Here is an 18997-nt window from a genome sequence, read left to right on the forward strand (position 1 = left end):
TGCCAGGGCGCGGCGTTCCGCTTTAGAGCCGTGACGCACGGCCGGACCCGGACGGGGGCCGTGCCGAGAGGGTCGCATGTTCCGCAACGATGTTCCGATCACCCCCGAACTGGTCCGCCAGCACGGCCTGACGCCGGACGAGTACGCGCGTTTCCGCGGCCTGATCGGGCGCGACCCGACCCTGACCGAGCTCGGCATCGTCTCGGCCATGTGGAACGAGCACTGCTCCTACAAATCCTCCCGCAAGCATCTGCGCGGCCTGCCGACTTCGGCCCCCTGGGTGATCCAGGGGCCCGGTGAGAATGCCGGCGTCATCGATATCGGCGACGGCCTCGCCTGCGTCTTCAAGATGGAGAGCCACAACCACCCGAGCTTCATCGAGCCCTACCAGGGCGCGACGACCGGCGTCGGCGGCATTCTTCGTGACGTGTTCACCATGGGCGCGCGCCCGATCGCGGCCCTCAACGCCCTGCGCTTCGGCTCGCCCGACCATCCGCGCACCCGCCACCTCGTCTCAGGGGTGGTCGCGGGCATCGGCGGCTACGGCAATTCCTTCGGCGTGCCCACGGTCGGCGGCGCCATGGGCTTCCATCCGCGCTACGACGGCAACATCCTCGTCAACGCCATGGCGGTGGGCCTCGCCCGCACCGATGCGATCTTCTACGCGGCCGCCACCGGCGTCGGGAATCCGATCGTCTATCTCGGCTCGAAGACCGGTCGCGACGGCATCCACGGCGCCACCATGGCGTCCGCCGAATTCGACGACGCCTCCGAGTCGAAGCGCCCGACCGTGCAGGTCGGCGACCCCTTCGCCGAGAAGCTGCTGCTGGAAGCCTGCCTCGAGCTGATGGCCTCGGGCGCCGTCATCGCGATCCAGGACATGGGCGCGGCCGGCCTGACCTGCTCGGCCGTCGAGATGGGCGCCAAGGGCGATCTCGGCGTCGAACTCCACATCGAGAAGGTGCCGGCTCGCGAGACCGGAATGAGCGCCTACGAGATGATGCTGTCCGAGAGCCAGGAGCGCATGCTCATGGTTCTGAAGCCCGGCATGGAAGCGGAGGCCGAAGCGATCTTCGTGAAGTGGGGCCTCGATTTCGCGATCATCGGCCACACCACCGATACGCTCCGCTTCGTCGTCAAGCATGACGGCGTCGTGATGGCCGACCTGCCGATCAAGGAACTCGGCGACGAGGCGCCGCTCTACGACCGGCCGCACATCGCCAACACGCACCAGCCGGTGATCGCCGCCGCCGACGTGCCCGAGACGGTGGGCAGCGCCGAGGCCCTGAAGCGCCTCGTCGGCTCGCCCGACTTGTCCTCGAAGCGCTGGGTCTACGAGCAGTACGACCATTTCATCGGCGGCAACACGGTGCAGAAGCCGGGCGGCGATGCCGCCATCGTGCGGGTCGAGGACGGCCCGCGCGGGCTCGCCATGACCGCCGACGTGACCCCGCGCTATTGCGAGGCCGATCCGGTCGAGGGCGGCAAGCAGGCCGTGGCGGAAGCGTGGCGCAATATCACGGCGGTCGGCGGACGCCCGCTCGCCATCACCGACAACCTGAACTTCGGCAACCCGGAGAAGCCGGAGGTGATGGGCCAGCTCGTCGGTTGCCTCAAGGGCATCGGCGAGGCCTGCAAGGCGCTCGACTTCCCCGTCGTCTCGGGCAACGTCTCGCTCTATAACGAGACCAACGGCGTCGGCATCCTGCCCACCCCCACCATCGGCGGCGTCGGTGTGCTGGACGACGTGACCCGCCACGCCACGATCGACCTCAAGCGCGCCGGCGACGTCCTGGTGCTGATCGGCGAGACCGCCGGCTGGCTCGGCCAGTCGGTCTATCTCTCGGTCATCGCCGGCCGCGAGGAAGGGGCTCCGCCGCCCGTCGATCTCGCGGTCGAGCGCCGCAATGGCGACTTCGTGCGCGGACTGATCACCGCAGGTCTGGTCGACACCGTCCACGATCTCTCCGATGGCGGCCTCGCCGTGGCGCTGGCCGAGATGGCGATGGCCGGCGGCATCGGCGCCGCTTTGCCCCAGGTCCCGCCGGGCATGCCGGCCCACGCCTACCTCTTCGGCGAGGATCAGGCCCGATATCTCCTGGCAGTCGATCCCGAGACCGCCCCGGACCTTCTCTACAGCGCCTCGGCGCAGGGCGTTCCCGCCGTCGTCGTCGGCGTCACCGGGACCGACCATTTGACCCTGCCGCACGGCGAGACCATATCGGTGGCCGACCTTCGGGAAACCCACGAGGGCTGGCTGCCGGCCTATATGGCGAGCCAGCCGGCCGGCGTTCCCGCCTGAAGCCCCTTATTCCGATCGTCAGGAGCCAACCCGATGCCGATGGATGCGCGCGAGATCGAGGCGATGATCCGCGAGGCGCTGCCCGACGCCCGGATCGAGATCAAGGATCTGGCCGGTGACGGCGACCACTATGCCGCCACGGTCCTGTCCGCGGCCTTCAAGGGCAAGACCCGCGTCGCCCAGCACCAGATGGTCTACGGCGCCCTCCAGGGGCGCATGGGCGGCGTGCTTCACGCCCTTGCGCTGACCACCGGCGTCCCGCAGGATTGAGGTCGCCGCCGGCGGCGGACCGCATGGACCAGCCGAATGGACCAGCCGAGCCTCTACGACGACGACATCGTGACCTGGGCCGAGCAGCAGGCCTCGACCCTGCGTGAACTCGCGCGCCGGCCGGACCTGTCGAACATCCTGGATTGGGAGAACGTCGCCGAGGAGATCGAGAGCGTGGGGCGGTCTCAGATCCAGGCCGTGGAAAGCCTGCTTGCCCAGACACTCGGGCAACTTCGCAAGCGCCTGTCCGCCCCCGATACCCTCGTGGTCGAGCATTGGCGCAACGAGGCTGGGACGTTCCAGATCGCCGCGACCACCCGCTACGAGCGGTCGATGCGCCAGCGCCTGGACCGGGGCAAGATCTGGACCCTGGCTCAGGCGCAGGCGAGACTCGGACTGACGACCTACGGCGACAGTCTTCTCCCCCATCTGCCGCCCCGATATCCGCTGGGGCCGGACGAACTCCTCGTCACGCCGTTCGATGTGGATGCCGCTTTGCGCACAATCGCGGAGTCGACGATCTTGAAATCCGCCTCAAAATCCTGAACTCAGCCGGTACGACACGTAATCCCAGACAACGAGGTTTCCCATGAGCGACGCGAACACCACGATCGAGAACGAGATCAAGTCCCAGGACGTGGTCGTGTTCATGAAGGGCACCCCCCAGTTTCCGATGTGCGGCTTCTCCGGCCAGGTCGTGCAGATCCTCAATTACCTGGAAGTGCCGTTCAAGGGCGTGAACGTCCTCGACGACATGGCGGTCCGCGATGGCATCAAGGCCTTCTCGAACTGGCCCACCATTCCGCAGATCTACGTGAAGGGCGAGTTCGTCGGCGGCTGCGATATCACCCGCGAAATGTTCCAGTCGGGCGAGCTGCAGCAGTTCCTGGCCGAGAAGGGCATTCCCGTGAAGGCCCCGACGGCCGCCTGAGGCGGACCCCTCTCGGCTGACTGACCGGAACGAGGGCGCGCGAGCGCCCTTTTTCATATCCGGCGTCGGTGGTGTGGAACGGTTTCCCGGCACTTGCGGCCGCCGAACGAACAGGGATGCAGCACGGATCGTTGACCGGATGTGAGTTCACATCGGGGAGCGACACCACATGCACGACGTCATCATCGTCGGCGGCGGCCCTGCCGGGCTGAATGCAGCCCTCATCCTCGGCCGCTGCCGCCGCGATGTGCTGCTCTGCGACGCCGGTGAGCCCCGCAACGCGGTCTCGCCCCGCACCTGGGGCGTGTTCACCCGGGACGGGACGCCGCCCCTGGATCTGCGGACGCAGGCACGGGAAGACCTCGCCCGGTATCCGAATGTCGAGCACCGTGCGGTCGCCGTCACCGGGGCACGCCGCGGGGACGAGGGCTTTTCCGTCGAACTCGCCGACGGACGCCGGGAGACGACGCGCAAGCTGATCCTCGCCACGGGCCTGCACCAGGCCCTGCCCTCCGTCGAGGGCTTCGACACCTATTGGGGTCACGGCGTCCATTCCTGCCCCTATTGCGACGGATATGAGAACCGCGATCACCCCCTCGTGGCCTACGCCCACGGTGAGGCCGCCAGGGGCATGGCGCTGGAACTCACCGCGTGGAGCCGGGACGTGACCCTCTGCACCGATGCCCACGCGACGCCTCTCTCGGACCCGGACCGTGAGCGCCTGGAGCAGCATCATATCCGCATCGTCGAGACTGCGATCCGGCGCCTGGAGGGGGACGGCCGGCAGCCGCAACGCCTCGTCTTCGCGGACGGTGCGACCCTGCCCTGCCACGCGGTTTTCCTGATGCCGATGCCGTGCGAACCCTCCGACCTGATCACGCAGCTCGGGTGCGACCTGACGCATAAGGGCGTCGTTCCCACGGGCGAGTACGAGACCACCAACGTGCCCGGCCTGTTCGTGGCCGGCGATGCCTCGCGGCGGGTGCAGTTTGCCGTGGTCGCCGCCGCCGAGGGTGCCATGGCGGCCTTCGCGGTCAATACGGAGCTGCTGCGGGAGGATACGGCCTGACCGTCTTCCGGCGATGATCCCGTCACCGCCTCATACCGCCCGACACCCCGCCCGCGCTGCCTGGAGCCCGACACGATGACGACACCCCGCGTCCACCCGCACACCCCCCGTGTGGCGGTCGCCTGCCGCTGCGAGCTCGGCGAGGAAGCGACCTGGGATGCCCGGTCCGGCATGCTGATCTGGGTCGATGTCGAGGACCCCGCGATCTGGCGCCACCATCCCGAGACCGGCGCGACGCACCATCATCCGCAGCCGGAGAAACTCGGTTTCGCCCTGCTCACGGCGGATCCCGATACGTTGCTCGCGGGCTTCAAGTCCGGTGTGGCGCGGCTTCACCTGGAAAGCGGCCGGCGTGAGGTGCTGGTGCGCCCCGATGACCATCACGCGGGCAATCGCCTCAACAGCGGCCATGTCGGTCCCGACGGTGCCCTCTACTTCAGCACCATGGACGAAGCGGAGGAGAAGCCGACCGGCACGTTTCACCGATGGCATGCGGGCCGGCTCGAAGCCTTCGGGGGAGCCGTGACGGTGTCGAACGGGCCGGTGGTGACGCCGGACGGCGCGCGCATCTACACGGCCGATACCGCGGGAGGGCTGATCCGTGTCCACACCTGGGACGAGGGCCGGATCGGCCCGCCCCGCCCGTTCGCGGCGTTCGAATCGGGATGGGGCAAGCCTGACGGATTGACCGTGGACGCATCCGGCCATCTCTGGGTCTGCCACTACGGCGGATCGCGCATCACCCGGTACGATCCCGATGGCCGCATCGAGCGCGTCCTGCCGGTTCCCACCGCCCTCGTGACCAAATGCGCGTTCGGCGGGTCCGACCTGACGACGCTGTTCATCACCACCGCTTTGCGTGGGCGCGACGCCACGATCGACCCGATGGCGGGGCATCTCTTCGCCGTCGAAACCGACGTGGCCGGTCGTCCGGGCGAAATCTTCGAAAACTAGCGAACACTGTAATGGGTGCGCTGCCGCACCGCCTTCATCTTCGGCAAGGTGCAGAGGTGAATTAACGGTAAATAATGGATGGGTTTCGGAACTTATTGCCGATGTCCCCATTATCTGCCAATGACGGGGTCTGCAGCTTCCTTTCGGGAGCCATGCAGGGCCTTAGGTCCGGTGACCGCCATGCCAGTGTTCGAAGCCAAGAATCTCGACTCCGATTTCGAAGGCTTCGCCTTCCTCTCGGCCATTCTGCATCCCTCCGCCGAGGCCCAGACCCGAGCCCTGACGCATGGCCGCAATCGCGCCGCGCGCGGTTCGATGATCGCCGATCCGCTCACCATCGAGCCGCGATTCCCGGTGCGCAGCGCCGAAGCCGAGATCGAGACCCACGCGTCCTGAGCGCGGGTCCGTCATTGGTGCCGACGGACAGGATGCCGATCGGGCCTCACCACGTCTGAGGCGTGATGGTGCCTTGCTTCGTCACCACCACCCAGGTCTTGCCGCGCCGTTCGATGGCGTCGATCCGGCCGACGCCCGGTACGGTATCGCCCGGTCCGACCTCGACGAGACGGCGCTTACGGTCTTCCAGCACGGCCACCCCGTCATAGACTTCGCGTACGGCCCAGTTCTCGGTCGGTGACGGCTTCGGCCTGTCCGGAATCGTGCCGGTCTCGGTGGGCTCCGCTGCGGCGGCCTTGGCGGCCTGGGGTGCGGGAGCCGGACCCGGAATCGGCATCGCCGCGCGTTTCTCGATCTGGGTCGTCAGGGCGGCGAGGCGGGCGCTCTGATCCTTCTCGGCCTGCTCCAGACGATCGCCGGTGGCGGCGAGTTTCCCGGTGATGTTCTGCTCGGCGCGGCCGAGGCGCTCCGCGAGGTTGGCGTGCCGGGTCTTCGCCTCCGAGCGCGCCGCCTCGGCGCCCTCCTGAAGCTGAGCGAGGCTTTTCGACAGCCGTTCGATCTGCCGGTCCGATTCGGTCCGAGCGGCGTCGATCTGATGGCGGATCTGGACCAGGACCTCGGCGCCATCGCTGCCGCGCGGGGCGGTCAGGCTCATCGCACCGGCGCCCAGGAGAGACCCGGCACCGAGGGCGACGGCGGCCAGGACGGCGAGGCGCGGTTCGAACCGGAAGGCCGGACGGGCCGCGACCGCGGGCGCCGTGTCCACGGGCCGGGCGGCGCGCTCGGCCGTGGCGCGGGCGCCCAGGATCGCCTGCTTGAGGAGGGTGTCGGGCGAGGGTTCCGCCGACGCCGCGAGGTCCTTATCCGTCATGACCAAAGCTTCCTGATGGGGCAGGAAGCATTGGTTAAGGCTGTTTCTTTACGAAACCGTTACCTTGTTTTCAGGCGGCCAAGCCACGCTGGCGCAGCAGCGGTTCGATGCTCGGCAACCGCCCCCGGAAGGCGGTGTAGGCCTCCCCCGGATCGCGCAGGTTGCCCGCGCCGTAGACATACTTGCGCAGGCGCGCCGCCGTCTCCGGATGGAAGATGTCCCCGGCTTCGCGGAAGGCATCGAAGGCGTCGGCGTCGAGCACCTCCGACCAGATGTAGCTGTAATAGCCGGCCGCGTAGCCGTCGCCCGAAAAGATATGCGCGAAATGCGGTGTCCGGTGCCGCATCGCGATCTCGGCCGGCATGGCGATGCGCTTGAGGGCATCGGCCTCGAACGCCGCCACGTCGAGGCCGTCCTCGCCGGCGCTCGACAGGTGCAGGGTCATGTCCACGATGGCCGACGCGGTGTACTCGACGGTGGCAAAGCCCTGGTTGAAGGTGCGGGCGGCGAGCAGGCGCTTCAGCAGGTCCTCGGGCATCGGCTCACCGGTGCGGTGGTGGCGGGCGTGCCGGCGCAGGACCTCCGGCTGCTCCAGCCAATGTTCGTAGAGTTGGGACGGCAGCTCGACGAAATCGCCCGCCACCGCGGTGCCGGACAACAGCGGATAGGTCACGTCGGACAGGAGGCCGTGCAGGGCGTGGCCGAATTCGTGGAACAGCGTGCGGGCATCGTCGAAGGACAGCAGCGTCGCCTCGCCTTCCGGCGCCTTGGCGAAGTTCATCACATTGACGATGATCGGCTTGATGTCGCCGTTGAATCGCTCCTGCGAGCGGAAGGCGCTCATCCAGGCGCCGCTGCGCTTCGTGGCGCGGGCGAAATAATCGCCCAGGAACAGGCCCACTTCCGAGCCGTCCGCATTGCGCACGGCCCAGGCCCGCACGTCCGGGTGATAGCGCGGCACGTCCGGCAGTTCCTCGAAGCGCAGGCCGAACAGCCGCTCGGCCGTATCGAAGGACGCCGCGATCACCCCGTCGAGGGGCAGGTAGGCCTTGATCTCGCTTTCATCGAGGTCGTGCTCGGCCTGCCGCAGCTTCTCGGCGTAGTGACGCCAATCGTGCTTGGCGAGGTTGAAGTTGTGGCCCTCGGCCTGGACCAGGGCCTGGAGTCGGTTGCGCTCGGCGGCCGCGCGATGGTGGGCCGGCGTCCAGACGTTGCGCAGGAGGTCCATGGCGCGGTCCGGCGAGCCCGCCATCGTGTCCGCGAGCTTGAAATGGGCGAAGCTGTCGTGGCCGAGGAGGCGGGCCCGCTCGGCCCGCAGGGCCACGATCTCGGCGATGAGGCTGCGGTTGTCGGTGGCCCCGCCGTTCTCGCCGCGCCGGGTCCAAGCCTCGTAGGCCTTCTCGCGCAGGTCGCGCCGGGTCGAGAACACCAGGAACGGCTCGATCAGCGACCGCGATAAGGTGATGACATGCTCGTGCGGGCTGTTGCGCTCACGCGCGGCGGACGCGGCGGCCGAGCGCAGGAAGGGGGGAAGTCCGGCCAGGTCGTCTTCGGTCTCGAGCGGCAGCGCGAAGGCGCTCTCGTCGGCGAGAAGGTTCTGGCTGAAGGTGGTGCCGAGTTCCGCCATGCGCCCGGCGATCTCGGCCATGCGGGTCTTGGCGTCGGGGGCGAGATCCGCGCCCGAGCGCCGGAACCGGGTCCGGTAGCGATCGAGCACGCGGCGTTCCTCGGGACCGAGCTGCTCGGCCTCGGCATCCACCGCCGAGATGCGGGCCCACAGGGCGGCGTTGAGGTAGATCGCACTGCCGTGGCGGGCCAGGCGCGGGGTGATGGCGCGCTCGACGGCCTGAAGGTCCGGGTTGGTGTGGCTGCCGCTGAGATTGAAGAACACCGAAGCGACGCGGTCGAGGTCGTGCCCGGCCCGCTCCAGGGCGCCGACGGTGTTGTCGAAGGTGGCCGGGCCGGTCTCGCCCGCGATCGCCACGATCTCGGCCGCGTGGCTGGCGAGGGCCGTTTCGAAGGCCGGCAGGTAATGGGCGGGCTCGATGTGCTCGAAGGGCGGAAGGCCGTGGGGCGTGGCCCAGGTCCGATCCGCGAAGGGCCCGATCGACGCCGGGGTGCCGGCGGTGTCGAGGGTGGCGTCGGGCGTGCCAGAGGTCATTCGCGTTCCTTCGTGCGTCGCGCGGCGTTGCGCACGGTGCGTCGCCTGGAGTGCGTCGCGCCGCGCGACTCAAGGTAAGCACGCGGGCGCCGGGCGCAAAGGCGCCGCTCGGTGACGTTTGCGACGAAGCGTGGGTTTTGTGCGCTTGTCGAAGGGCCAGAAGCCCACGATCGTGCCGGTACGATGGATCGTTCCGATCAAGGAGCGGCCGGACCAGGATGGAAACGCGATGCGCCTGCGCTGCCGAACCGGCTCCCCGAGGGCGGCCTTCTGGACGGGCGTCCGGGTCAGCCCGGTCCTCCTCATCCTGATGCTCCATCCTTCGCTGGCACTCGAGAAGGGCGTGCCCTCGGACGCCACCGCGATTCCGATGCCGCCGCCGGCCCCGCCTCCGCGGCCCGTCGATCTTCCGGGCGTGGCTCCTGCGGCTTCGACGGGCGAGACGCCGCGTCCGCCCGAGCGTCCGGCCGAACTCTCGCGCAGCGCTCCGGCGGGACCGGACGCGGCCCGACCGGCCCAAACGGTCAAGGAGGATGGCAAGGCCGGTCCATCCGACGAAGCCGCCAAAGCCGGTGAGACCGTGAAGCCGACGGAGAGCGGCGAGATCCCGGTACCGCCGCCGCGTCCGGCCGACCTTTCAGGGTCGCCGCTCGCCGTCACGGTGGCGCCCCTCGAAGACAGCGCCTGCCGGGCCCGACTGGAGCGCCTCGGAGCTCGTTTCGAGGCGTTGCCGGCCATCTCCAACGGCCAATGCGGCGCGGCGCGGCCCCTGAAGCTGACGGCCCTGGCCGACGAGATCGCCCTGACACCCCCGGCGACGCTGGTCTGCGAGACGGCCGAAGCTCTTGCTCGCTGGACGACGGAGGCTCAGGTCGCCGCCACGCGCGACCTCGGCCAGCCCCTCAGAAGCCTGTCGATCGGCACCTCCTACGAGTGCCGGGGCCAGAACCACGATCCCGATGCCAAGCTGAGCGAGCACAGCTTCGCCAACGGCGTCGACGTGATGGCATTCGGGTTCGCCGGGCGTGCCACGATCTCGGTGATGCCGGCGACGGAGGGAACGCCGGAGGCGACCTTCCTGACCGCGGTGCGTGGGCGCGCCTGCGACTTCTTCCGCACCGTACTCGGCCCCGGCTCGGACGCGGCCCATGCCAACCATCTCCACCTCGACGAGCGCCAGCGCAACGCCGGCCATCGGCTCTGTCAGTGACGGACGGAACGCCGAAGGGGCGAGCGCTCTTACTCCTGCGCAAATCATAAGACGGTGCAGGAGTTTCGGGTGATTCAGGGCGGACGATCGATCGGTGGCGGCTTCGCCGTTCTCACTCTGCTTCTGCTGGGAAGCACGGCTTCGGCCGCGCCGAAGGATGACGACAGGAAGACGGGCGAAGCGCCCAGCCTGACGCGCGAGGCGGTGGAATCCGCGACCCTGGTCCGGGGCGATGGGTCCGCCGAGACCGACAATGCGAAGCGGAGCGGAACGAAGCGGCCGGAGCCGGCCCTGATCAAGGCTCAGATTCTGCTGGACCGGGCGCATTTCTCGCCCGGAGCGATCGACGGCCGCGATGGCGACAACCTGCGCGGTGCGCTCGCCGCCTTCGCCAGTGCCAACGGCCTCGAGGCTGCCAAGGAGTCGAAGCCCGGCAACGGGGTGAAGCCCGAGCTTGCCGAGAAGCTGCAGGCGACCAGCCCCGATCCGGTGCTGACCGAATACACCATCAGCGACGCCGACGCGGCCGGTCCCTATGTCGAGTCCATTCCGCCGAAGATGGAGGCCCAGGCCGATCTCGATGCGCTCGGCTACACCAGCCCGCGCGAGATGCTGGCCGAGCGCTTCCACATGTCGCCCGACCTGCTCGCCGCCCTCAATCCCGACGCCGCCTTCGACAAGGCCGGGACCGTCATCGTGGTGGCGGCGGTGCCCGCGCTGGAGACCGGCAAGCCGAAGCCCGAAGAGAAGCGGAAACGCGAGGAGATAGGATCGAAGCGCCCGGCCAAGGAGGACGACGCGAAGGATTCCGGGAGCAAGGGCAAGGAGGCCAAGGCCGGGCAAGACAAGGTCGACCAGGCCAAGTCCGACGTGACCAAGTCCGACGTGATTAAGTCCGACGTGACCAAGTCCGACGAGACAAAGGCCCGGCAAACCAAGTCCGACCAGAGCAAAACCGATCCGTCGAACCCGGACGACCCGAAGGCGCGCGATCCCAAGGACGTGACGCGCATCGAGGTGGACAAGGAAAGCCGATCCGTGCGGGCCTTCGACAAAGAGGGGAAGCTCGTGGCGTTCTATCCAGCCTCGATCGGCAGCGAGGAGAAGCCCGCGCCATCGGGCACGGCCAAGGTCGAGGGCGTCGCCTACGCGCCGACCTACACCTACGACCCGAAATACCAATTCGCCGGCGTGAAGGCGAAGACCAAGTTCACGATTCCGCCCGGCCCCAACAACCCTGTCGGCGTGGTCTGGATCGACCTGTCGATCCCGTCCTACGGCATCCACGGCACGCCGGAGCCCGAGAAGGTCGGAAAGACCGAATCGCACGGCTGTATTCGCCTGACCAACTGGGACGCCCGCGATCTCGCTACCCGGGTCACGCGCGGCGCCGAAGTGGTCTTCAAGGACGAGTAGCGCGCCACAGGGCGACCGCCGTCAGGAGCGCGGCATCCGCCAGGAAGGCCAGGGCTGCCGTCGCGGCGGTGCCCTGAAGCATCGCCACGGTGTTCTGGTTCTGAAGGCCGGCCACGATGGGCGTGCCGAGGGTCGCGGCACCCGCGAGGGCACCGACCGCGGCCGTGGCGATGGCAAGCACCAGTGCGGTGCGCAGGGTCTCGACGAGGTCGGGCGCGGCCAGGGGCAGTTCGATGCGCAGCAGGACCTGCCACCGGTTCAGGCCGATCGCCCGGCCGGCTTCGCGAACCTCCGGGGCCACGCCCTCGATGGCACCCACCGTGCCGCGCAGCACCGGCATGATGCCGTAGGCCACGAGGGCCAGCAGCGTCGGCGGCCCGCCGAAGCCGAGGATTGGCAGGGCGAGAGCCACCACCACGACCGGCGGCACGGCCTGGGCCGCCGCGGCGAGGCCATCGACGGCCGGACGCCATGGCGCTGCGAAGCGGCGGGTGACCAGGAGGCCGAGGCCGATGCCGAGGAGCGCCACCAGCGCCAGACCGGTTCCGGCGAGGATGAGGTGCCGACCCGCCAGATCGAAGAGGCGCACGGTCTCCAGCGGCCGACGGGCGGGCTCGCCGAGCGCGTCGGCGATGCGGCTCGCCACGGCCGGGTGGCTGGCGATAGCCAGGATGAGGCCGGAAAGGCCGAATCCGAGGGCGGGATGCAGGCTGATCCTCACGCGTGCCACCGCCGGCGCGCTGCCGCTTCGACGGCGCTGAGGCCGCGCTCGGTCCCGAGCGAGAGGGCCACCACCGGAATGGCGCCGAGAAGGATCAGGTCGGGCGCGAACTGGGCCATCCCGTCGAAGACGATCCGTCCGAGGCCGCCGGCTCCCACCAATGCGCCGAGGGTGGCGAGGCCGAGGCTCTGCACGGCGGCGACCCGCAGGGCGCCCACCAGGATCGGCGCGCCGAGTTGAAGGCGCAGGCGGATCAGGATCTGCCCGGGGCTGAGTCCCATGGCCTCGGCGGCCTCCAGGCTCGCGTGGTCGGGGGAGCGCAGCGCCAGGGCGAGGCCGCGCCAGAGCGGCAGGGCCAGGTAGGCCGCGATGGCGACGATCGCCGGCGCCGGCCCGAGCGCCGAGAGGCCGAGATCGCGCAGGACCGGAAGCGCGCGCAGGAGTCCGGCCGTCACCGCCACCAGGGCGCCCAGCAGGGCGACGGCGGGTATCACCTGCACGCCGGTGAGCGCCATCGCGACGACGCCCTGCCCCCGGCGCGGCAACGAGAGCAGGACGGCCCCGATTCCAGCGAGGCCGAGCGCTGCGCCGGACAGGATGAGGTGTTCGCCGATCGCCGCATTCACCGCCTCCCGACGGGCCGCATACTCGACGGCGAGCGACAGGGCGTCGACGGCGCCGCTGTTCGCCAGCAGACCGAAGCCGAGGATGCCCCCGAGGGTGATCAGCCAGCCGAGACCCGGACGGTCGGCGCGCCGAACCGCGAGGCCAACGCCCGTCATCAGCAGCGCGGCGGCGAACCAACTTCCCGGGCCGAGGCTGGCGCGCGCTGCCGGGGGGAGGCCCCCGAGGCTCCGGGCGGCGCCGTCGCCGAGCCCGTAGGCCAGGGCCAAGACGGCGCCAGCGAGAAGCACGATCGCGGCTCCGGCCGAAGCGCGTCGCCTCGACCCCATCAGGAGCCCGAGGGCGAGGCCGCTCAGGGCCAGGATCACGGGAAGCAGCCCTCCGAGAACGAGACCGGCGAAGAGCGGCCGACCCTGCGCCAAGCGATTCCCGGCGAGATTCAGGAGGGGCATCTCCGTCAGTGCCAGGACGAGGGCGCCGAAACCCAAGGCGGTCGCGAGGATCGGCAGCAGCCAGCGGAAACCGATGTTGGGGGGTGTCGCCGAGCGGGCCGGCATCACGGCAGCAATCCGGTCTCGGACAGGTAGCGGGCCGCCACGGCCTCGGCGACCTCCCCGTCGACCGTGATACGGGCGTTGAGGCGCCGCAGCGTGGCGGCGTCGAGGCTTTGAAAGACCCGCGCGAGGGCGGGTGTGATCCCGGGATGGCGCGCCAGGTCGGCCTGCCGGATCACCGGCGCCACCTCGTAGACGATCTGGGCGCCCTGGGGATCGCTCATCACGGTCAGATCGAGGGCCGAGAGGGCGCCATCGGTGCCATAGACCATGCCGGCATTCACGCCGGAGATGCCTTGCGCGGCGGCGCGGGCGGTCACCGACGTATCGCCGCCCGGCAGGCTGATGATGCGGTCGAGCGGCAGGGAGAAGCCGTAGGCCGCTTCGAAGGCCGGCAAGGCTGCGGGGCTCTCGACGAACTCGGTGGAGGCTGCGAGGCGGATGAGACCGCCCCGGACGGCGCGCGCGAAATCCACCATGGTGGCGAGGCGCTCACGCCGCGCAAGAGCGCCGTTGACCGCGATCAGCCAGGTGTTGTTGGCCGGGGCGCGCGTGAGCCAGACCAATCCCCGCTCCGCATCGCTCCGGCGGATGGTGTCGTAGGCGCTCTCAGCCGATTTCCATGCCGGATCGCTCTCCGTCCCGGTGAAGAAGGCGCCGTTCCCGGTATATTCGGGGTAGATCGTGATGTCCCCCGCCAGCAGGCTCGCCCGGACGATCAAGGTCGGTCCGAGGCCGAGCCTGCGCTGCACCGGAAGCCCGAGCCGTTCGAGCACCAGCGCGATCATCGCGCCTGTCAGAGCCCCTTCGGTGTCGCTTTTCGAAGCGACCACCAAGGGGGTGAGACCCAGGCCCGCGTCGCTCGCCAGCAAGCCCGAGGCAGCGAGGCCGGTCATGACGGTGCGTCGCGTCAGCTTCCGGACGAAGGATGATCCAATTAACTTATGTTGTTGGTACAAGCGGGTGTCCTGCCTAGGGAGCGTTCGACGCGAGTCCGAAATGTATCACAGCGTAACATTGCTGCCGTGTTGAGGGCATCCGGCCGTCCCGGGACGCTTGACACGCTTCGCGGAACGGGCGACGGCTCGCTCTGTGCCGGGGCGTAACATGCGCCTCGCAGTCTCTCGGGTTCGTTCATCCTTCGGGATGCTCGGCGGCAATGGCACACGGTGGGAGCGAGGACCTGAACATCCTTCCTGAAGGTGTTCTGGAATTTCGAACGAATCGAAGGGAAGAAGCCCCGGCGTGAGTGCTCAAGTGGACGAAGACCTTCTCAACGGGGCTCGCGTGCTTGTCGTCGAGGACGAAGCGGCGATATCGATGCTTCTCGAAGACATGCTGCTGGATTTCGGCTGCACCGTCGTCGGACCGGCCGCGCGCCTGTCGACAGCCCTGGAAATGGCGCAGAACGAGAGTTTCGAGGTCGCCATTCTCGACGTCAACGTCGCGGGTGAGCCGATCTATCCGGTGGCCGAGGCGATCGTGGGGCGCAACCTCCCCATCGTGTTCTCCACCGGCTATGGCGGGGCCGGCATCCGCGAACCATTCCGGGATCGTCCGGTGGTGCAGAAGCCCTTTAGCCAGGCCGATCTCAAGCGGACGCTGATGGCCGCCGTCGCCGCCGCCCGCGCCTGACCTCACGCGATCGGCCTGACCTTACGTGATCGGGAAAGCATCCGTCACGTGACGGGGCCAGCGACCCGGCGCGACGAACATCGCATCGGCCCGGAACGTGGCGCCCCCGGCGGCCGGATGCCGGCTGATCCAGGCCCGTGCGGCCCGTGAGAAGCGCGCGACCTTGCGGGCGTCGATGGCGGCCCGCGCCTCATCCAGCGTCCCCCGCGCCTTGACCTCGACGAACGCGATGGTGTCGCCGCGCCGGACGATCAGGTCGATCTCGCCCCCGGCGGCGCGGAAGCGCGAACCGAGGGGGCGATAGCCCTTCAGCATCAAGGCGAGCAACGCCAGAGTCTCGGCGATGCGTCCGCGCCGTTCGGTGGCGCGTCGATGCGCTTCGGATCGCCCGTCAGGCATCGTCGCGACGGGCCAGCGCCAGGGCGCGGGCATAGACGACGCGGCGTGGCTGACCGGTCTCCTCCGCCACCAGGGTGGCGGCGTCCTTGATCGAGTGACGCGCCAGAGCGGCCGTCAGGGCCGCGTCGATGCCGGCGTCGGTTGCGGCCGCGTCGGGCACCTCGGCCTGCGTGCCGATGATCACCACCACCTCGCCCTTCGGTGCTCCCTCCTCCGCGTAGAGCGCGGCGAGATCGCCGAGGCTGCCGCGCCGGATCGTCTCGTAGAGCTTGGTCAATTCGCGGGCGACCGCCGCCGGGCGGCTCGCGCCCAGCACCGCCACGGCATCGACCAGCATCTCGGGCAACCGATGCGGGGATTCGAACAGCACGAGGGTGCCGGGGATCTGCCCGAGGGCTTCGAGGCGGTTGCAGCGCGCGCCGGATTTCGCCGGCAGGAAGCCTTCGAAGAAGAACCGGTCGGTCGGCAGGCCGGCGGCCACGATGGCGGTCATCACCGCCGAGGGACCGGGAATGGGGGTGACGCTGAGGCCGGCCTCGATCGCGGCCTGCACCAGCTTGAAGCCCGGGTCGGAAACCAGCGGGGTGCCCGCGTCCGAGACGAGGGCCAGGGCTTCGCCGGCCTGCATCCGGGCGACCATCCGCTCGCGCACCGCTGCGTTCGAGTGCTCGTGATAGGCCACGAGGGGCGTGGTGATCCCGTAATGCATCAGCAGCGTGCGGGTGACGCGGGTATCCTCGGCCAGCACCGCATCGGCGGCGGCCAGCGTCGCCAGCGCCCGGAACGAGACGTCCTTGAGGTTGCCGATCGGCGTCGCCACCACGTGCAGGCCCGGCTCGATGGATTCCGCCTCCGCCGCGAGGCCGAAGGCCGTGAAGGTGGCGGGCGGCTTGCCATCCGCCGCGTCCCGGCGCCGACGGGTACGGGTGTCGATCTTCTGCGTCATGAACCGACCTTGCCACGATCGGACCCACAAGCGGAATGCGCCGTGACGGGGGGCTCACATTTACTTTTGATCCTCAGACTTTATGCGTGGGGCGTCGGCTGGCGACAGGAGGTCCTCCGATGGGGCGCGGGAACAGGCTGCAATCCGGACTGGTGGGCCTCGTGACCCTTCTGGGGCTCTCGGCCTGCGTCGGAGGGCCGGATGGCGGCGCGCGCGTGAGCCGGCGGGCTCCGGCGACCACGCCGGTCGAGGTGGTCGCCCCCGATGTGCCCGGCGCCGTGGCAGCGGGCCGGATCGGCACCGGAACCGTCAAGGTGGCGCTGGTGGTGCCGCTCTCCGGACCGGGCTCCGCCGTGGGCACCGCGATGCGCAACGCGGCCGAACTCGCGATCGAGGATTTCCAGAAGCCCGACCTGCAGATCCTGGTGAAGGACGATCGCGGCTCGCCGGACGGCGCGCGCGAGGCGGCCCAGGCGGCTTTGGCGGACGGGGCCGAACTCGTCCTCGGCCCGCTGTTTGCCGCCAACGTCCAGGCGGCGGCCGGCGTGATCCGGCCGGCCGGCAAACCGCTGATCGCCTTCTCGACCGATTCCGGCGTCGCCGCGCGCGGCACCTATCTGCTGAGCTTCCTGCCCCAGGCCGAGGTGGACCGGGTGGTCGACGAATCGGTGGCGGCGGGTCGGAAATCCTTCGCGGCGGTGATCCCGGAAACGAGCTACGGCCAGGCGGTCGAGGCGCAGTTCCGCGAGGCGGTGGCGCGCAAGGGCGCCCGGCTGGTCGCCATCGAGCGCTATCCCGCGGGCAATCCCGGCCCGGCCATCGGCCGTCTGTCCGGCCTCATCACCGGCCCGGCGGCGCAGGCCGACGCGTTGTTCCTGCCCGATACCCCGGACGGTCTCGGGGCCGTGGCGGCCGCCCTCACCAAGGCGAACTTCTCACCCACCCGGGTCCGGCCGATCGGCACCGCCGTCTGGAACGATCCCCGGGTGTTCGCCCTGCCGGCGCTCCAGGGCGGCTGGTTCGCGGCACCGGACGCGGCGGGTTTCAACGGCTTCTCGCAGCGCTATCAGGCCCGGTTCGGGTCGGTGCCGCCGCGCGTCGCCACCCTCGCGTACGACGCCGTTTCGCTGATGGCGGCCCTGTCGCGCCAGTTCGGCTCGCAGCGCTTCGCCGACACCACCCTCACCAACCCGTCGGGCTTCTCCGGGATCGACGGGACGTTCCGGTTCCGACCGGACGGCCCGAGCGACCGGGCGCTGGCGGTCTACGAGATCCGCTCCGGCGCCCCGGTCGTCGTCAGTCCCGCCCCGCGTACCCTCACGCCCTCGGGCACCTGATCAGGCGGCGAGCGCGGCCACCACGGCGTTGAGCACCGGCGCCCCGGCCGGGGTCGCGGCGATGCGGCCGCCCGCATGTCGGGCGATCAGCCCGTCGGCGACGAGGCCGTCGATCCGCGCCGGGTCGAGGACTCTGCCTTTCAGGAGCGCGTAGCGGCGCGGGTCGATACCCTCGCGCAGGCGCAGGCCCATCATCAGGAATTCGTCGCCCTGGTCGGAGGCCGCCAGGGTCTCGGTCTCGACGATGCCGTGACCGTCGCGCTCGACGCGGGCGAGCCAGGCTTCCGGCGCCCGCTCGGTGACGGTGCCGATCCGGCCCTCCGCCCCGACGAGGCGACCGTGGGCGCCGGGGCCGATGCCCGCATATTCGCCGTAGCGCCAGTACAGCAGGTTGTGGCGTGATTCCGCGCCCGGACGGGCGTGGTTCGAGATCTCGTAGGCGGAGAGCCCGGCGCGGTCACAGACCTCCTGGGTCACGTCGTAGAGGAGGCGGGCGGAATCGTCGTCCGGCGGCACTAGCTTGCCGGCGGCGGCGAGACCGTAGAACGGCGTGCCCGGCTCGATGGTGAGCTGATAGAGCGACAGGTGTTCGGCTGCCCGCGCGATGGCGCCCTCGAGTTCGGCCCGCCAGGCGGCCGGGCTCTGATCCGGGCGCGCATAGATGAGGTCGAAGGAGTAGCGCTCAAAATGGTCGGCGGCGACCCGGACCGCCGCCATGGCTTCCGCGGCGCTGTGCAGGCGTCCGAGCTGCTTCAGGGAGACGTCGTCCATGGCCTGGACGCCGAGGGAAACGCGGTTGACCCCGGCGGCGCGGTAGCCGCGAAAGCGCTCCGCCTCGACGCTGGTGGGATTGGCCTCCAGGGTGATCTCGACCTCGGGTGCCACGGTCCAGGCCCCGCCGATGGCGTCGAGGAGCCCCGCCACGGTGGCGGGCTGCATCAGGGAGGGCGTGCCGCCGCCGAGGAAGACGCTCGACACGGTGCGCCCGGGCGTGCGCGCCGACACATGGGCGATCTCGGCCCTGAAGGCCTTGAGGAAGCGGACCTCGTCCACCGGCGCATGGCGCACATGGCTGTTGAAGTCGCAATAGGGGCACTTCGAAGCGCAGAAGGGCCAGTGGACATAGACCCCGAACCCGGCATCGCGGGTCGGATGGTCCGGGCCTGTCGGTTCGGTCATGGGGCGCACGTCATGGGGCGGA

General features: G+C 69.7%; 19 protein-coding genes. 11 read left to right on the top strand and 8 right to left on the bottom strand.

All coding sequences use genetic code 11. The features are described from left to right. Positions 1-76: 76 nt before the first annotated feature. The 7 genes from purL to ACV7NL_RS21200 all read left to right on the top strand — a co-directional run bounded on the left by purL (position 77) and on the right by ACV7NL_RS21200 (position 5922). On the top strand, positions 77-2302 hold the full coding sequence (purL, locus tag ACV7NL_RS21170) for a phosphoribosylformylglycinamidine synthase subunit PurL (RefSeq protein ID WP_247634481.1): 2226 nt from the start codon (positions 77-79) through the stop codon (positions 2300-2302). A gap of 33 nt (positions 2303-2335) precedes the next feature. Further along, positions 2336-2572, top strand: coding sequence for a BolA family protein (locus ACV7NL_RS21175; RefSeq protein ID WP_056095688.1), 237 nt, complete (start codon positions 2336-2338; stop codon positions 2570-2572). A gap of 36 nt (positions 2573-2608) precedes the next feature. Next, positions 2609-3118: a DUF29 family protein gene (locus ACV7NL_RS21180; RefSeq protein ID WP_463356789.1), complete on the top strand. Its 510-nt coding sequence runs from the start codon at positions 2609-2611 to the stop codon at positions 3116-3118. Between the two features lie 43 nt (positions 3119-3161). Continuing rightward, a complete protein-coding gene (gene grxD / locus ACV7NL_RS21185) occupies positions 3162-3503 on the top strand; it encodes a Grx4 family monothiol glutaredoxin (RefSeq protein WP_056190252.1) in 342 nt (113 codons plus the stop codon). 169 nt (positions 3504-3672) lie between these two features. Beyond that, on the top strand, positions 3673-4572 hold the full coding sequence (locus tag ACV7NL_RS21190; protein ID WP_463356790.1) for an NAD(P)/FAD-dependent oxidoreductase: 900 nt from the start codon (positions 3673-3675) through the stop codon (positions 4570-4572). A gap of 75 nt (positions 4573-4647) precedes the next feature. Further along, on the top strand, positions 4648-5526 hold the full coding sequence (locus ACV7NL_RS21195; protein ID WP_463356791.1) for an SMP-30/gluconolactonase/LRE family protein: 879 nt from the start codon (positions 4648-4650) through the stop codon (positions 5524-5526). A 180-nt stretch (positions 5527-5706) separates the two neighbouring features. Further along, a complete protein-coding gene (locus ACV7NL_RS21200; RefSeq protein WP_056190259.1) occupies positions 5707-5922 on the top strand; it encodes a hypothetical protein in 216 nt (71 codons plus the stop codon). Between the two features lie 46 nt (positions 5923-5968). Here the strand turns inward: ACV7NL_RS21200 and ACV7NL_RS21205 are convergent, their stop codons facing one another. Next, positions 5969-6793: a hypothetical protein gene (locus tag ACV7NL_RS21205; RefSeq protein ID WP_463356792.1), complete on the bottom strand. Its 825-nt coding sequence runs from the start codon at positions 6791-6793 to the stop codon at positions 5969-5971. A gap of 70 nt (positions 6794-6863) precedes the next feature. After that, positions 6864-8954, bottom strand: coding sequence for a M3 family metallopeptidase (locus ACV7NL_RS21210; protein WP_463356793.1), 2091 nt, complete (start codon positions 8952-8954; stop codon positions 6864-6866). A gap of 310 nt (positions 8955-9264) precedes the next feature. Between ACV7NL_RS21210 and ACV7NL_RS21215 the strand changes: the two genes are divergently transcribed. After that, a complete protein-coding gene (locus ACV7NL_RS21215) occupies positions 9265-10164 on the top strand; it encodes an extensin-like domain-containing protein (protein WP_463357188.1) in 900 nt (299 codons plus the stop codon). Positions 10165-10233: 69 nt separating this feature from the next. Then, the gene (locus tag ACV7NL_RS21220) at positions 10234-11580 is read left to right on the top strand and encodes a L,D-transpeptidase family protein (protein WP_463356794.1); all 1347 of its coding nucleotides are present in this window, start codon (positions 10234-10236) and stop codon (positions 11578-11580) included. Here the strand turns inward: ACV7NL_RS21220 and ACV7NL_RS21225 are convergent. From ACV7NL_RS21225 to ACV7NL_RS21235, 3 genes are read right to left on the bottom strand one after another with little or no spacing between them, the layout of a single operon-like run. Further along, positions 11567-12310 carry an ABC transporter permease subunit gene (locus ACV7NL_RS21225; protein ID WP_463356795.1) on the bottom strand — a complete coding sequence of 248 codons (744 nt, stop codon included), beginning with the start codon at positions 12308-12310 and terminating at the stop codon, positions 11567-11569. The genes ACV7NL_RS21220 and ACV7NL_RS21225 overlap by 14 nt on opposite strands. Next, positions 12298-13482 carry an ABC transporter permease subunit gene (locus ACV7NL_RS21230; RefSeq protein ID WP_463356796.1) on the bottom strand — a complete coding sequence of 395 codons (1185 nt, stop codon included), beginning with the start codon at positions 13480-13482 and terminating at the stop codon, positions 12298-12300. The genes ACV7NL_RS21225 and ACV7NL_RS21230 overlap by 13 nt, the downstream gene beginning before the upstream one ends. Continuing rightward, entirely contained in the window at positions 13482-14375 is an 894-nt protein-coding gene (locus tag ACV7NL_RS21235; protein WP_463356797.1) for a glycine betaine ABC transporter substrate-binding protein, read from the bottom strand. Before ACV7NL_RS21235 ends, ACV7NL_RS21230 begins: the two co-directional genes overlap by 1 nt. Positions 14376-14724: 349 nt before the next feature. On the opposite strand from ACV7NL_RS21235, the gene ACV7NL_RS21240 reads away from it, so the two are divergent. Next, on the top strand, positions 14725-15114 hold the full coding sequence (locus tag ACV7NL_RS21240) for a response regulator (protein ID WP_056190273.1): 390 nt from the start codon (positions 14725-14727) through the stop codon (positions 15112-15114). 21 nt (positions 15115-15135) lie between these two features. Here the strand turns inward: ACV7NL_RS21240 and ACV7NL_RS21245 are convergent, their stop codons facing one another. Beyond that, positions 15136-15513, bottom strand: coding sequence for a YraN family protein (locus ACV7NL_RS21245; protein WP_244476859.1), 378 nt, complete (start codon positions 15511-15513; stop codon positions 15136-15138). Next, positions 15506-16459 (bottom strand): 16S rRNA (cytidine(1402)-2'-O)-methyltransferase, encoded by a 954-nt coding sequence (rsmI, locus tag ACV7NL_RS21250; protein WP_463356798.1) that lies wholly within the window; start codon positions 16457-16459, stop codon positions 15506-15508. The genes ACV7NL_RS21245 and rsmI overlap by 8 nt, the downstream gene beginning before the upstream one ends. A 119-nt stretch (positions 16460-16578) precedes the next feature. Here rsmI and ACV7NL_RS21255 point away from each other — a divergent pair, with 119 nt between their 5' ends. After that, positions 16579-17796 (top strand): penicillin-binding protein activator, encoded by a 1218-nt coding sequence (locus ACV7NL_RS21255; RefSeq protein WP_056481677.1) that lies wholly within the window; start codon positions 16579-16581, stop codon positions 17794-17796. Here ACV7NL_RS21255 and hemW read toward each other — a convergent pair whose 3' ends face one another. Continuing rightward, entirely contained in the window at positions 17797-18975 is a 1179-nt protein-coding gene (gene hemW / locus ACV7NL_RS21260; RefSeq protein ID WP_463356799.1) for a radical SAM family heme chaperone HemW, read from the bottom strand. Positions 18976-18997: the final 22 nt, after the last annotated feature.

The organism is Methylobacterium sp. Ger2507 (genome assembly GCF_055231875.1).